15 protein-coding genes are annotated in these 13,207 nt (G+C 60.5%); 9 read left to right on the top strand and 6 right to left on the bottom strand.

Going from position 1 to position 13,207, the window contains the following annotated elements; translation table 11 throughout:
* Positions 1–30: 30 nt before the first annotated feature.
* The 4 genes from BLR16_RS14455 to pilG are packed head-to-tail and all read right to left on the bottom strand — an operon-like array spanning position 31 to position 3,500.
* Positions 31–2,073: a methyl-accepting chemotaxis protein gene (locus BLR16_RS14455; protein WP_074806729.1), complete on the bottom strand. Its 2,043-nt coding sequence runs from the start codon at positions 2,071–2,073 to the stop codon at positions 31–33.
* Positions 2,074–2,123: 50 nt separating this feature from the next.
* Positions 2,124–2,663 carry a chemotaxis protein CheW gene (locus BLR16_RS14450; protein ID WP_003432055.1) on the bottom strand — a complete coding sequence of 180 codons (540 nt, stop codon included), beginning with the start codon at positions 2,661–2,663 and terminating at the stop codon, positions 2,124–2,126.
* Positions 2,664–2,677: 14 nt separating this feature from the next.
* The gene (pilH, locus tag BLR16_RS14445) at positions 2,678–3,043 is read right to left on the bottom strand and encodes a twitching motility response regulator PilH (RefSeq protein ID WP_003316741.1); all 366 of its coding nucleotides are present in this window, start codon (positions 3,041–3,043) and stop codon (positions 2,678–2,680) included.
* Positions 3,044–3,089: 46 nt separating this feature from the next.
* Positions 3,090–3,500, bottom strand: coding sequence for a twitching motility response regulator PilG (gene pilG, locus BLR16_RS14440; protein ID WP_003366149.1), 411 nt, complete (start codon positions 3,498–3,500; stop codon positions 3,090–3,092).
* 254 nt (positions 3,501–3,754) lie between these two features.
* Between pilG and gshB the strand changes: the two genes are divergently transcribed.
* The 7 genes from gshB (at position 3,755) to BLR16_RS14405 (ending at position 9,903) form a co-directional block, all read left to right on the top strand.
* Positions 3,755–4,714 (top strand): glutathione synthase, encoded by a 960-nt coding sequence (gene gshB, locus BLR16_RS14435; RefSeq protein ID WP_003316740.1) that lies wholly within the window; start codon positions 3,755–3,757, stop codon positions 4,712–4,714.
* A gap of 166 nt (positions 4,715–4,880) precedes the next feature.
* Positions 4,881–5,783 carry an energy transducer TonB gene (locus BLR16_RS14430; RefSeq protein WP_032609252.1) on the top strand — a complete coding sequence of 301 codons (903 nt, stop codon included), beginning with the start codon at positions 4,881–4,883 and terminating at the stop codon, positions 5,781–5,783.
* 75 nt (positions 5,784–5,858) lie between these two features.
* Complete coding sequence (locus BLR16_RS14425; protein WP_003366147.1) at positions 5,859–6,431, top strand: YqgE/AlgH family protein; 573 nt, start codon at positions 5,859–5,861, stop codon at positions 6,429–6,431.
* Positions 6,431–6,871, top strand: a complete 441-nt coding sequence (ruvX, locus tag BLR16_RS14420) for a Holliday junction resolvase RuvX (RefSeq protein WP_002551734.1) — start codon at positions 6,431–6,433, stop codon at positions 6,869–6,871. Before BLR16_RS14425 ends, ruvX begins: the two co-directional genes overlap by 1 nt.
* 234 nt (positions 6,872–7,105) lie before the next feature.
* Complete coding sequence (pyrR, locus tag BLR16_RS14415) at positions 7,106–7,618, top strand: bifunctional pyr operon transcriptional regulator/uracil phosphoribosyltransferase PyrR (protein WP_044308684.1); 513 nt, start codon at positions 7,106–7,108, stop codon at positions 7,616–7,618.
* A gap of 12 nt (positions 7,619–7,630) precedes the next feature.
* Entirely contained in the window at positions 7,631–8,635 is a 1,005-nt protein-coding gene (locus BLR16_RS14410; RefSeq protein WP_003366142.1) for an aspartate carbamoyltransferase catalytic subunit, read from the top strand.
* Positions 8,632–9,903 (top strand): dihydroorotase, encoded by a 1,272-nt coding sequence (locus BLR16_RS14405; protein ID WP_060708578.1) that lies wholly within the window; start codon positions 8,632–8,634, stop codon positions 9,901–9,903. The genes BLR16_RS14410 and BLR16_RS14405 overlap by 4 nt, the downstream gene beginning before the upstream one ends.
* Positions 9,904–9,994: 91 nt before the next feature.
* Here the strand turns inward: BLR16_RS14405 and BLR16_RS14400 are convergent, their stop codons facing one another.
* Complete coding sequence (locus tag BLR16_RS14400) at positions 9,995–10,399, bottom strand: NINE protein (protein ID WP_074806724.1); 405 nt, start codon at positions 10,397–10,399, stop codon at positions 9,995–9,997.
* A gap of 250 nt (positions 10,400–10,649) precedes the next feature.
* On the opposite strand from BLR16_RS14400, the gene BLR16_RS14395 reads away from it, so the two are divergent.
* The gene (locus tag BLR16_RS14395) at positions 10,650–11,327 is read left to right on the top strand and encodes a C40 family peptidase (RefSeq protein WP_003432065.1); all 678 of its coding nucleotides are present in this window, start codon (positions 10,650–10,652) and stop codon (positions 11,325–11,327) included.
* Between the two features lie 96 nt (positions 11,328–11,423).
* Here BLR16_RS14395 and BLR16_RS14390 read toward each other — a convergent pair whose 3' ends face one another.
* Positions 11,424–12,458, bottom strand: coding sequence for a type IV pilus twitching motility protein PilT (locus BLR16_RS14390; protein WP_003366137.1), 1,035 nt, complete (start codon positions 12,456–12,458; stop codon positions 11,424–11,426).
* Positions 12,459–12,513: 55 nt separating this feature from the next.
* On the opposite strand from BLR16_RS14390, the gene BLR16_RS14385 reads away from it, so the two are divergent.
* On the top strand, positions 12,514–13,200 hold the full coding sequence (locus tag BLR16_RS14385) for a YggS family pyridoxal phosphate-dependent enzyme (RefSeq protein WP_003366136.1): 687 nt from the start codon (positions 12,514–12,516) through the stop codon (positions 13,198–13,200).
* The last annotated feature ends 7 nt before the right edge of the window (positions 13,201–13,207 follow it).

The raw sequence follows: 13,207 nt of genomic DNA, 5'->3' as shown, positions 1-13,207 counted from the left end.
ACCCAATCAAGGTTGTTCATGTGCGGTACATCATCCGGCTTTCTTCGATGACGGCAGGGCAAAGCCCGATACCGAGCGCCGCATTTCGCTGGCCATTTTCGCCAGGTTGCCGATGCTTTCGGCGGTGGCCGATGTGCCCGAGGTGGTCTGCGAAGTGGTCTGCTGAATGACGGTCATGATCTGCGAAATCTGCCCGGCAGAGTCGGCCTGTTGGTGGGCGGCATCGGTGATACTTTCGATCAGCTCGGCCAGCACTCTGGACACCCCTTCGATTTCGCCCAGCGCCACCCCGGCGTCCTGCGCCAGCCGGGCACCGCGCACCACTTCGCTGGTGGTCTGCTCCATGGAGATAACCGCCTCGTTGGTGTCGTTCTGGATGGCCCGGACCAGCGTTTCGATCTGCTTGGTCGCAGACGACGAACGCTCGGCCAGCCGTTGTACTTCGTCGGCTACCACGGCAAACCCTCGTCCGGCATCACCGGCCATCGACGCCTGAATGGCAGCGTTGAGGGCCAGAATATTGGTCTGGTCGGCAATGTCGTCGATCAGGCTAACGATGTCGCCAATCTCCTGTGACGACTCGCCCAGACGCTTGATGCGCTTGGAGGTGTCCTGAATCTGCTCGCGAATGTTGTCCATGCCATGAATGGTGTTTTGCACCACCTCGTTGCCTTTATTGGCTATCGTCACGGAGCGCTCCGCCACGGCCGAGGACTCCGAGGCGTTGGTCGAAACCTGATCGATGGACGCCGCCATGTCGTTGATCGCTGTCGACGCCGCACTGATCTGCAACGCCTGGTGCTCTGAAGCAGCCGACAATTGCATGGCCGTCGCCTGGGTTTCGGTCACCGCAGCCGCTACCTGCTCGGCAGTCAGGTTGATCGTCACCACCAGCTCGCGCAACTGGTCGATGGAGTAATTGATGGAGTCGGCAATCGCCCCGGTGAAGTCCTCGGTCACCGAGGCCGTGACCGTCAGGTCGCCATCGGCGAGGTTCTCGATCTCGTCCAGCAGACGCATGATCGCCGTCTGGTTGCGTTCGCTCTTCTGCGCAGTTTCGCGCAACTGGCGATTGGTCTCGCGCACCATGACCAAACCGATGAGGATGATCGACGCCAGCGCCAGCAAGCCCAGCACATAGCCGCCGACGGTGTTCATGGTGCGGCGCTTGGCAAGGTTTTCCAGGCTGTTGGCGAGTACCGAGGTTTCATCCAGCAGGGTCTGTGAGGTGTTGAAAATGTTGCCCGAGGCCTCGCGCACCTGATACAGCTCGGGCGAGGTTTCGAGAATCTCGTCCACCGAGCCGGAGACGAATTCGAACAGCTCGGCGATCTCTGCCAGCCGCGCGCGCGCATCGCGGTCCTCGACCTGGGAGATGCGCAGCGTGGCGTTGCCCTCCAGCATGCCGTTGAGCACACGACCAAACTGGCTGGCATCGCGGCCAAAGGCGTCGGCGGCCTGCACAGCCGTTTCATCACCGGCCAGCACGGTGTTGACCGAGCCGAGAATTCGTTCTGCGAGCAGCGCCTGGCGTTGCGCAACCACCACCTGTGCGGCGGGCGCACGGCTTTGCAGCAGGCTCTCGACGACTTTCTCGTATTCGGCCTGCAATTGCGGAATGGTTTCGGCCAGCGTTGCCGCCACCTGATGCAGCGACAGAACGGTCTGTTCGCTGGCCAGAATCACGTCGGTGCTCTTGCGCAGCCCTTCCCAGTCACGTTGCACGGTGCGCAATTCGTCGCGTATCAGGTCGGGGGCCGCAGGCAAGCCGGTGGCCGGGTCGCCCTTTCTCAGATAGCCCCAGCGCACGTCGAAATCATTGCGCGCATCGGCCAGCAACTTGAACGCCTGGGTTTTGCCGGCAGCCGCTTCGGTGGCGTTTTTCGCGATGCGTTGCGACAGGACGCGCAGCTCACCGGCATGCCCGATGTACTGTTTGTCGTAGTTGGACTGAGTGTTGAGGTAAGCGAAGTTGGCGAACAGCAACATGATGAAAACGATAAGCGCCACGAACAGCAGAATAATCTGCGTCCGGCTTCTTGCGCCTTCCCTTGACCGGTCTGTACTACTCATTAATCAGGCCCCCGCCTGGATCAATTGTGAAACACACCAGGCCCGACATGCTAGGAAGCCAGGTCCATGAACTCCGCAGACTGCACCAGCGCCCACGGGCTGAAGATCTGCCACGCCTGTTCGCGGATAAACTGTCCGCGCAGGAACGGCACCATACGCTGATCCATGTCCTGCGGGGTCTGGGGTATGAGGCTCAACTGACTGAAACGTTGCATGCCGAACACCTCATCGACCAGCAGACCGGCAAATACATCATGGTGCTCGACCACCAGCACCCGTCGCTGTTTGCGCACCGGCACCAGTTCGTGGCCGAAAAACCCGCACAGATCCATGAGTGGCAACAAGCGACCGCGCAGGTTGGCGATACCCGCCACCCAGAACTTCACACCGGGCATTACCGCATGATGGGGTTCGTGAAGGATTTCGGCGATCTCGCCGATCGGCGCTACAAACCGTTGCTCGCCCATGCGAAAGCCGATACCGACCCAGTCCTGCTGATGGGCTTCCTGCAGCGGCAGGCCCGCCGCCAGCGAACGACAGCGTCGATCCATATCCAGAAGCAGTTCAAAAGCGGTGCGCGGCTCGGCCATGGCGATTCCGGCAATCAGCCGGCCAGCACCGCATTCAGGGTTTTCATCAGGGTTTCTTCGTCCACCGGCTTGGTCAGGTAATCGCGTGCGCCCTGACGTTTGCCCCAGACCTTGTCGGTCTCCTGATCCTTGGTGGTAATCATGATCACCGGGATCATGCTGGTGTCGGCATCCTTGGTCAGCTGACGCGTGGCCTGAAAGCCGTTGAGCCCCGGCATGACGATGTCCATCAGCACGGCATCGGGCTTTTCCTGACGGGCCAGGGCCACGCCATCAGCTCCGTTTTCGGCCTTGAGCACTTCATGACCGTGCTTTTCCAGCATGCCGGTGAGTTTGTACATTTCAGTCGGCGAGTCATCGACGATCAATATTCGAGCCATGGGTGTTCCCCGTCAGATTACGAGCGCGCTACATCAGGCGCGGGCGTCATGGTATGTGTTGTTCTGCTGCAACGAAGCCCGGCACATGAGCCTTGATCGCGCTGAGCAGTTCTTCCTTGCTGAAAGGCTTGGTCAAAAACTGATCGGAACCGACAATCCGCCCCTTGGCCTTGTCGAACAGGCCGTCCTTGGAGGACAGCATGATGACCGGCGTCGACTTGAATGCCCGGTTGTTCTTGATCAGCGCGCAGGTCTGATAACCGTCCAGACGCGGCATCATGATATCGACGAATATGATTCGCGGGTGGTTATCGGCAATCTTGGCCAGCGCGTCGAAACCGTCTATCGCAGTGATGACTTCACAGCCTGCGTTCTTGAGCAGTGTTTCGGCGGTGCGGCGGATGGTCTTCGAATCATCGATGACCATGACTTTCAGGGCGGAGGCGTGTTGTTCCATAGCTGCTCTTCCATCGCCGCAGCGAATTTTTGCGCATTCTGCGAGGCACTGGGAGCCTGACGGTATCGCTTCGTTGATCCACTGGGACCGAAGACCGGATGCCGAGCCTTTTTAGCACACTCTCCAGACGCAATCCATAAAGTGCACCTTGGCGCATCGCGGCAGGCCTGCCCCTTGACCGGGAGCAATCGGAGCGCCACCCTGATGCCAATTTTACGGCCGTTGCGGCCCTTACCGATCAGAGGATATTGCCCATGAGCGTTCGCCTAGGGATTGTCATGGACCCCATTGAGCGCATTTCCTATAAAAAGGACAGCTCGCTGGCCATGCTGCTTGCCGCCCAGGAACGCGGCTGGTCACTGTTCTATATGGAACAGAAAGACCTGTATCAGAACGCCGGCCAGGCCCGTGCACGCATGAAGCCGCTCAAGGTGTTTGCCGATCCGGCCAAGTGGTTCGAGTTCGAAGCCGAAGTCGACGCAGGTCTTGACGATCTGGACGTGATCCTGATGCGCAAGGATCCGCCGTTCGACATGGAGTTCGTCTACGCCACCTACCTGCTGGAGCAGGCCGAGCGTGCCGGCGTCCTGGTGGTCAACAAGCCGCAGAGCCTGCGTGACTGCAACGAGAAGCTGTTCGCCACGCTGTTCCCGCAGTGCACACCGCCGACACTGGTCAGCCGCCGCGCGGACATCATCCGTGAATTCGCCGAACAGCACGGCGACGTGATCCTCAAGCCGCTGGACGGCATGGGCGGTGCGTCGATCTTCCGCCATCGTGCGGGCGATCCGAACCTGTCAGTGATCCTCGAAACCCTGACCGCCCACGGCACGCAGCAAATCATGGCGCAGGGCTACCTGCCCGCCATCAAGGACGGCGACAAACGCATTCTGATGGTCGATGGCGAACCGGTCCCGTATTGCCTGGCGCGCATCCCGGCAGCCGGCGAAACGCGTGGCAACCTGGCGGCAGGCGGGCGTGGCGAGGCCCGTCCGTTGAGCGACAAGGACCGCTGGATCGCCGAACAGATCGGCCCGACCCTGCGTGAAAAAGGCCTGCTGTTCGTCGGCCTCGACGTGATCGGTGAGCACCTGACCGAAATCAACGTCACCAGCCCGACCTGCATCCGCGAGATCGACAACGCCTTCGGCACCAACATTGGTGGCCTGCTGATGGACGCGATCGAGAAGAAGCTGCAAGCACGCAAGGGCTGATCAGCCACTGACGCCGCCGGCCACGGTCAACACCGTGCGCCACGGCGTCAGATCGATTCCCTTCGTCCGATCCGCAGCAGAGCGGCGCGGCACATTGCGTTATCATGCGCCACCTGTAACACGACACGGATTTTGACATGCAGGCTGACGAGATGCTGAACCGCCAATGACATCCATGGCCAAAAACGACCTCCCCCTGGAACTCGCCAACGCCGGTGTGCGTCCTGCCGATCGCCTGGGCTTTACCATGATGATCGCGGCGCTGATTCACCTCGCGGTGATCCTTGGCGTGGGGTTCACCTATGTAAAGCCGGAGCAGATCTCGCAGACGCTGGAAATCACCCTGGCCACCTTCAAAAGCGAAGAAAAGCCCAAGCAGGCTGACTTTCTGGCGCAAGACGATCAGCAGGGCAGCGGCACCCTGGACAAGGCCGAAACGCTCAAGACCACTGAACTGGCGCCCTATCAGGACACCAAGGTCAACAAGGTCACGCCGCCCCCGGCCAGCAAGCCGGTGGTCAAACAGGAAGCGCCGAAGACCGCCGTCGCGACTACCGCGCCCAGCCAGCAGAAAACCGTTGCCAAACGCGATGAGGTCAAGCCCGAGCCCGCCACCAAGGCTGCACCGACCTTCGACAGCTCGGAACTGAGCAACGAAATCGCCAGCCTGGAAGCCGAACTGTCGACCGAACAGCAGCTTTACGCCAAGCGCCCGAAGATCCACCGCCTCAATGCGGCGTCGACCATGCGCGACAAAGGCGCCTGGTACAAGGATGACTGGCGCAAGAAGGTCGAGCGGGTCGGAAACCTGAACTATCCTGAGGAAGCACGACGCAAGCAGATCTACGGTAATTTACGACTTCTTGTGTCAATCAATCGGGACGGCTCGTTGTATGAAGTGCTGGTGCTTGAATCTTCAGGGCAGCCTTTGCTGGATCAGGCCGCACAGCGAATCGTGCGTCTGGCGGCGCCTTTTGCGCCGTTCACCGGCGATCTGGCGGATATCGATCGACTGGAGATCATCCGCACCTGGAAATTTGCACGCGGAGACAAGCTGTCAAGCAACTGAACTTTTTGCCCGCTGACGCTCGACACCCACACGTGTCAGTTGTCAGCCGCGCAAGGCAACGCCAAACTAGGGCTCATGAAAAAAGTCTCTCCGAGTTATCTCAAGCATCAGTTCCTCATCGCCATGCCTCACATGCACGATGAGAACTTTGCTCAGACCTTGACCTACATTGTCGAGCACAACGCCAATGGCGCCATGGGGCTGGTGATCAACCGCCCGCAAAGCCTGACCCTGGCCGATGTACTCGAACAACTGCGACCGGAGCTTCCGGCACCGAGACACTGCCAGGACATCGTCATTCATACCGGCGGGCCGGTGCAGACCGATCGCGGCTTTGTCCTGCATCCCAGCGGCCAGACCTTTCAGGCGACGGTCAATCTTCCGGGCGGAATTTCCTTGTCGACTTCTCAGGATGTGCTGTTCTCCATCGCCGATGGCTACGGACCTGATCAAAATGTGATCACCCTGGGTTATGCGGGATGGGATGCCGGTCAACTGGATGCTGAAATGGCCGACAATGCCTGGCTGACCTGTTCGTTCGACCCGGCCATCCTGTTCGATGTGGACAGCGAGCAGCGTCTGGACGCCGCCGCCAGACGTCTGGGCATCAATCTCAACCTGATCTCGACCCAGGCAGGGCACGCTTGATGGCCGCCTTACGGCTGCTGCTGGGCATTGATTACGGCACCAAACAGATCGGCGTTGCGGTCGGCCAGGCGATTACCGGCCAGGCACGTGAACTCTGCACGCTCAAGGCGCAGAATGGCGTGCCGGACTGGGACAAGGTCCAGGCGCTGATCAACGAGTGGAAACCTGATGCGATCGTGGTGGGTCTGCCGTTGAACATGGACGGCACGCCCAGCGACATGAGCGCGCGCGCGGAAAAATTCTCGCGCAAGCTCAACGGACGCTTTGGTGTAACGGTCTACACCCATGATGAACGCCTGACCACCTTCGAAGCCAAGGGCGAGCGCATGGCGCGCGGCGGCCAGAAGGGCAGCTATCGCGACAATCCGGTGGATGCCATTGCCGCTGCGCTATTGCTGCAAGGCTGGCTGGACGAGCACCCCGAACTGTTGAATGTGTGACTTTTTCTGCCTTTATCGCTTCGAGATACCCGGATTCCACGTTATCGCTTGAGCATCGCGCCACGGACCAGACTGTGTAAAAACGTCACGAGCGAAGGCAAGACAAGGCAAAAAAAAGCGGAGTTTAGGTGTTCTGAATGAGCATTTTTCGCCTGTTTTTAACGCAGTATTGCCAAGCGCAGTAGTTTTTACACAGTCAGGAAAGGACGCTGCCCGAGCCTCAAAGGAGCAACCATGAGCCTGCCCGATCCCGCCGAACTGATTCGTCAGATGGCCACTGACCTGAACGCTCACCTGAGCAAGCGCGGCATCAGCGACCCTCGTTTCATCGGCATCCGCACTGGCGGTGTCTGGGTTGCCCAGACGCTGCTCAAGGCACTGAACAACCCCGCTCCGCTGGGCACGCTGGACGTTTCGTTCTATCGCGATGATTTCAGCCAGAACGGCCTGCACCCTCAGGTGCGCCCTTCTGAACTGCCGTTCGAGATCGAAGGCCAGCACCTGGTGCTGATCGATGACGTGCTGATGAGCGGCCGCACCGTCCGCGCCGCGCTCAACGAACTGTTCGATTACGGCCGCCCGGCCAGTGTCACGCTGGTCTGCCTGCTGGACCTGGACGCCGGTGAACTGCCGGTGCGTCCGAACGTGGTCGGCGCCACCCTGTCGCTGGCACCGAATGAACGCATCAAGCTGTCCGGCCCCGAGCCGCTGGCGCTCGAACTTCAAGACCTCTCCACCGCCCTTTAAGAGTCCATTGCGATGACGCCTCTCGACGCCAAGCGCCCGCTGCAGCTCAACCACTTGGGCCAGCTGCGCCATTTCCTGTCTCTGGACGGCTTGCCCCGCGAGCTGCTTACCGAAATTCTCGACACGGCCGACTCGTTCCTTGAAGTCGGCGCCCGGGCGGTCAAGAAAGTCCCGTTGTTGCGCGGCAAGACGGTGTGCAACGTGTTCTTCGAGAACTCCACGCGCACCCGCACCACCTTTGAGCTGGCAGCCCAGCGCCTGTCAGCCGACGTGATCACGCTGAACGTCTCGACCTCGTCCACCAGCAAGGGGGAAACGCTGTTCGACACCTTGCGCAACCTCGAAGCGATGGCCGCCGACATGTTCGTCGTGCGCCACGCCGACTCGGGTGCGGCGCACTTCATTGCCGAGCACGTATGCCCGGACGTCGCGATCATCAACGGCGGCGACGGACGCCATGCCCACCCGACCCAGGGCATGCTTGACATGCTGACCATCCGCCGTCACAAGGGCGGTTTCGAGAACCTGTCGGTGGCCATCGTCGGTGACATCCTGCATTCACGGGTCGCACGCTCCAATATGCTTGCGCTCAAGGCGCTGGGCTGCCCGGATATACGCGTGATCGGGCCGAAAACCCTGCTGCCGGTAGGCGTCGAGCAATACGGGGTCAAGGTCTACACCGACCTCAACGAAGGTTTGAAGGACGTGGACGTGGTCATCATGCTGCGTCTGCAGCGTGAACGCATGACCGGCGGCCTGCTGCCCAGCGAAGGCGAGTTCTACCGCCTGTTCGGCCTGACCACCGCGCGCCTGGCGGCTGCGAAGCCGGATGCGATTGTCATGCACCCCGGCCCGATCAACCGCGGCGTGGAAATCGAATCGGCAGTGGCCGACGGCGCGCATTCGGTGATTCTCAATCAAGTGACTTACGGTATCGCGATCCGCATGGCGGTGCTGTCCATGGCCATGAGCGGACAAAACGCACAACGCCAATTCGAACAGGAGAACGCCCAGTGAAGCTCAGCATCCTCGGCGCTCGCGTCATCGACCCGGTCAGCGGGCTGGATCAAATCACTGACCTGCACCTTGAAGCAGGCAAACTCAGCGCCATCGGTTCGGCCCCGGCGGGTTTCGAGCCCACTCAGACCATCGACGCTACCGGGCTGGTCGCAGCACCGGGCCTGGTCGACCTCAATGTGTCCTTGCGCGAACCTGGCTACAGTCGCAAGGGCAGCATCGCCAGCGAAACCCGCGCAGCGGTGGCAGGCGGCGTGACCAGCCTGTGCTGCCCGCCACGTACCAAACCGGTGCTCGACACCTCGGCAGTGGCCGAGCTGATCCTCGACCGCGCCCGTGAGGCCGGGTTCAGCAAGGTGTTCCCCATCGGGGCGCTGAGCAAGGGCCTGGAAGGCGAACAGCTGGCAGAACTGATCGCCCTGCGCGACGCAGGTTGCGTGGCCTTCGGCAATGGTCTGAGCAGCTTCAGCAACACCCGCACGCTGTGCCGGGCACTGGAATATGCGGCGACCTTCGACCTGACGGTGATTTTCAACTCGCAGGATCGTGATCTGGCCGAAGGCGGTCTGGCACACGATGGTCCGACGGCCAGTTTCCTGGGTCTGGCGGGCATTCCCGAGACGGCCGAAACCGTAGCGATGGCTCGCGACCTGTTGCTGGTCGAACAGAGCGGTGTACGTGCGCACTTCAGCCAACTGACCAGTGCCCGTGGCGCGGCGCTGATCGCCCAGGCACAGGCGCGTGGTCTGCCGGTGACGGCGGATGTGGCGTTGTATCAGTTGATTCTGACTGACGAGGCGCTGATCGACTTCTCCAGCCTCTATCACGTCCAGCCGCCGCTGCGCACCCGCGCTGACCGCGATGGTCTGCGTGAAGCGGTGAAGAGCGGTGTCATTCAGGCGATTTCCAGCCATCACCAGCCGCACGAACGCGATGCCAAGCTGGCGCCGTTTGGCGCTACGGAGCCGGGCATCAGCAGCGTCGAACTGTTGCTGCCACTGGCCATGACCCTGGTGGATGACGGTCTTCTGGACCTGCCGACCCTGATCGCCCGCCTGAGCAGCGGCCCTGCCGCCGCGCTGCGCCTGCCAGCCGGCAAGCTGAGCGCAGGGGCACCCGCCGACATCGTCCTGTTCGACCCTGCCGCCTCGACGGTTGCCGGCGAGACCTGGCTGTCAAAAGGCGAAAACTGCCCCTTCATCGGTCACTGCCTGCCCGGTTCGGTACGCTACACACTGGTGGATGGACGGATCAGCTACAGCCGTTGAGCCCGCTCCGGGCTCTCGCTCCCACGTTCCTCGTTGCATCATTGTGGGAGCGAGCCGGGCGACGCTCTGCGTCAGCCCCTCTGCCCAAGCTTTACCCGCGTCGGGCGTTCTTCATCGAGATCTGGTCATTCAATGTCCAGAAGTCATAGAGGATGCCCACCAGAAACAGCCCGCCGGTAAACAGGTAGATAATCCCGGTAATCCACTTGCCCTGGTACATGCGGTGCACGCCGAACAGGCCGAGGAAGGTCAGCAGCACCCACGCCACGCTATAGTCGGTGGAGCCGGGGGTAAAGCGCAGGTCGGCGTCACGGTCCATCGACGGGATCAGGAACAGGTCGATCAGCCAGCCAATGCCAAGCAGACCGAACGTGAAGAACCAGATGGTCCCGGTGACCGGTTTGCCGTAGTAGAAGCGATGCGCTCCCAGGAAGCCGAAAATCCACATCAGGTAACCCATGACCTTGCTGTGTGTGTCTGAACGATAGGCGTTCATTTTTGCCCTCTTTGCGCTGATAGAAAAAAATACATAACAAAATTGTGACTTGGTTTCCCTATTCCGACGTATGGCACATGAGGCGGTTTAATGCCGCCAAGCCCTTGTCGCTAAAGGGATTAGCCCGAAAAAAGAAAGAGTCTGTCGCATAAAACGCAATGATGCCACTGTGATGCGCTCGACAAATGGGGTCAGTTTTTTTGAAAAAGCTGTTATAAAGTTGCGCGCTGACCACCATGAGCCCTGCCGAATGCGTCCTTTTTTCAAGACATGGCTAACCATTTGCCTATTTATGCCACTGGCCGCCCACGCCACCAATCGTGAGCAACAACTTCCTGCGAGCTTCACGGGCTACACCGCCAAAAGCCACTCTTCACCGGCACTCGCGACTCGCAATGCACCCAAGGAAGCCACCACCACCCGAACTCAGTACGGCGCTACCAGCGCCGTCCAGAAGCCGCTTTCACGCAAGAACGCCAAAAAAATCGCGGCCTTGCAGGCTTCTGCCCCTGCCAAGCAAGGCAGCGCCGTTGTAAAACGCGCCTTGCAGGCTGTGGGCACGCCTTATCGCTGGGGCGGCACCACGCCCGGCAAAGGCCTGGACTGCAGCGGACTGGTCAAATACGCCTACACGGATGTCCGTGAGGTCGACCTGCCACGCACCTCCAATGCCATGGCCCAGGGTCATGGTCAGACGGTGGATCGCAAGGATCTGAAACCCGGTGACCTGCTGTTCTTCAATATCAAGAGCCGCAACATCAACCACGTCGCCATTTACCTGGGCGACAACAAGTTCGTTCATGCGCCGCGCCGTGGCAAGGCCGTAACTGTCGATACGCTGAACAAACCGTATTGGAACAGTCACTACAAGATCGCCAAGCGCGTGCTGCCCAAGCAACCCGGACAGATGCGTGTGGTTCAGCGCTGATCCTGATGTGAATCCGCGGTCCGCAAGCCGCATCTGAAAAAAAGGGGTCTTGAACGCTTTCAAGACCCCTTTTTCGTTCCTGCAGCCTCCCTGCGATCAGAAGTTATCCGGCACCTTGGCACGTTCGCGCGCGCTTTCACGGGTGATCAGCCCCTTCTTCACCAGATCGGCCAGGCACATGTCCAGCGTCTGCATGCCCATCGAGCCGCCCGTCTGGATCGACGAATACATCTGCGCCACCTTGTCCTCGCGGATCAGGTTACGGATCGCCGGGGTGCCCATCATGATTTCGTGCGCCGCCACGCGTCCGCCGCCGACCTTCTTGAGCAACGCCTGCGAAACCACGGCGTGCAGCGATTCGGAGAGCATCGAGCGAATCATCGATTTTTCCTGAGCCGGAAACACATCGACGATCCGGTCGATGGTCTTGGCTGCTGATGTGGTGTGCAGCGTGCCGAATACCAGGTGGCCGGTTTCAGCCGCGGTCAGCGCCAGGCGGATGGTCTCCAGGTCACGCATCTCCCCGACCAGAATCACGTCCGGGTCTTCACGCAACGCCGAGCGCAGCGCCTCCGAGAAGCCCAGTGTGTCGCGGTGCACCTCGCGCTGGTTGACCAGGCACTTCTTCGACTCGTGGACGAATTCGATCGGGTCCTCGATGGTCAGAATGTGGTGATGCTTGTTGTTATTCAGGTAGTCGATCATCGCCGCCAGGGTGGTCGACTTGCCTGAGCCGGTCGGACCGGTGACCAGAATCAGGCCACGCGCCACGTCGGTAATCTTCCGAAACACACTGCCCATGCCCAAGTCTTCCATGCTCAGGATTTTCGAAGGGATGGTCCGGAAGACCGCGCCAGCACCGCGGTTCTGGTTGAAAGCGTTGACCCGAAACCGCGCCACGCCCGGCACTTCGAAGGAAAAGTCGGTTTCCAGCCGTTCTTCGAAGTCCTGGCGTTGCTTGTCGTTCATGATGTCGTAGATCAGCGCCTTGACCTCCTTCGCGTCCAGCGGAGGCAGGTTGATACGCCGTACATCGCCGTCGACGCGGATCATTGGCGGCAGACCTGCAGAGAGGTGCAAATCCGACGCGCCCTGTTTGGCACTGAAGGCCAGCAGCTCGGTAATATCCATACAGCTCCTCAATCACATAGAATGCCGCAGACTTTAGCCCTGCTGGCGCAAATCAATGTCCACGATAGCAGCGAACATTTCAACGCTCGAACAGCGAATTCGCGACGCAGCGCTTGCTGCTGAGCGCGATCCAGCGTCCGTCGGCCTGCTGGCGGTGAGTAAAACCAAGCCCGCCAGTGACCTGCGTGAAGCTTACACCGCAGGTTTGCGCGATTTTGGCGAAAATTATTTACAGGAAGCACTGGGCAAACAGCTCGAACTGAGCGACCTGCCCTTGTGCTGGCACTTTATTGGCCCCATTCAATCGAACAAGACGCGAGCTATCGCCGAGAACTTCGACTGGGTACATTCCGTGGACCGCCTGAAAATCGCTCAACGCCTGTCCGAGCAACGCCCCGAAGCGCTTGAACCGCTGAACATCTGCATTCAGGTGAACGTCAGTGGCGAAGCCAGCAAATCGGGCTGTACGCCTCAGGACCTGCCTGCGCTGGCCGCAGCCATCAGCGCCCTGCCGCGACTCAGGTTGCGCGGCCTGATGGCCATCCCCGAGCCTACAGACGATCCTGCGGCGCAGAACGCATCCTTCGCCGCAGTGCGCACGCTGCAGGAGCAATTGCACCTGCCGCTCGACACACTTTCCATGGGCATGAGCCACGACCTGGAAGCCGCCGTTGCACAAGGCGCGACCTGGGTGCGCATCGGCACCGCTCTTTTTGGCGCCCGCGACTATGGCCAGCCATAACCTCTTC

Origin of the sequence: Pseudomonas sp. BS3767 (genome assembly GCF_900099665.1) — a bacterium.
Taxonomy (GTDB): Bacteria; Pseudomonadota; Gammaproteobacteria; order Pseudomonadales; family Pseudomonadaceae; genus Aquipseudomonas; species Aquipseudomonas cerasi.
Note: the sequence above shows the minus strand (reverse complement) of the source record. Positions and strands in the feature narration are given on the sequence as shown.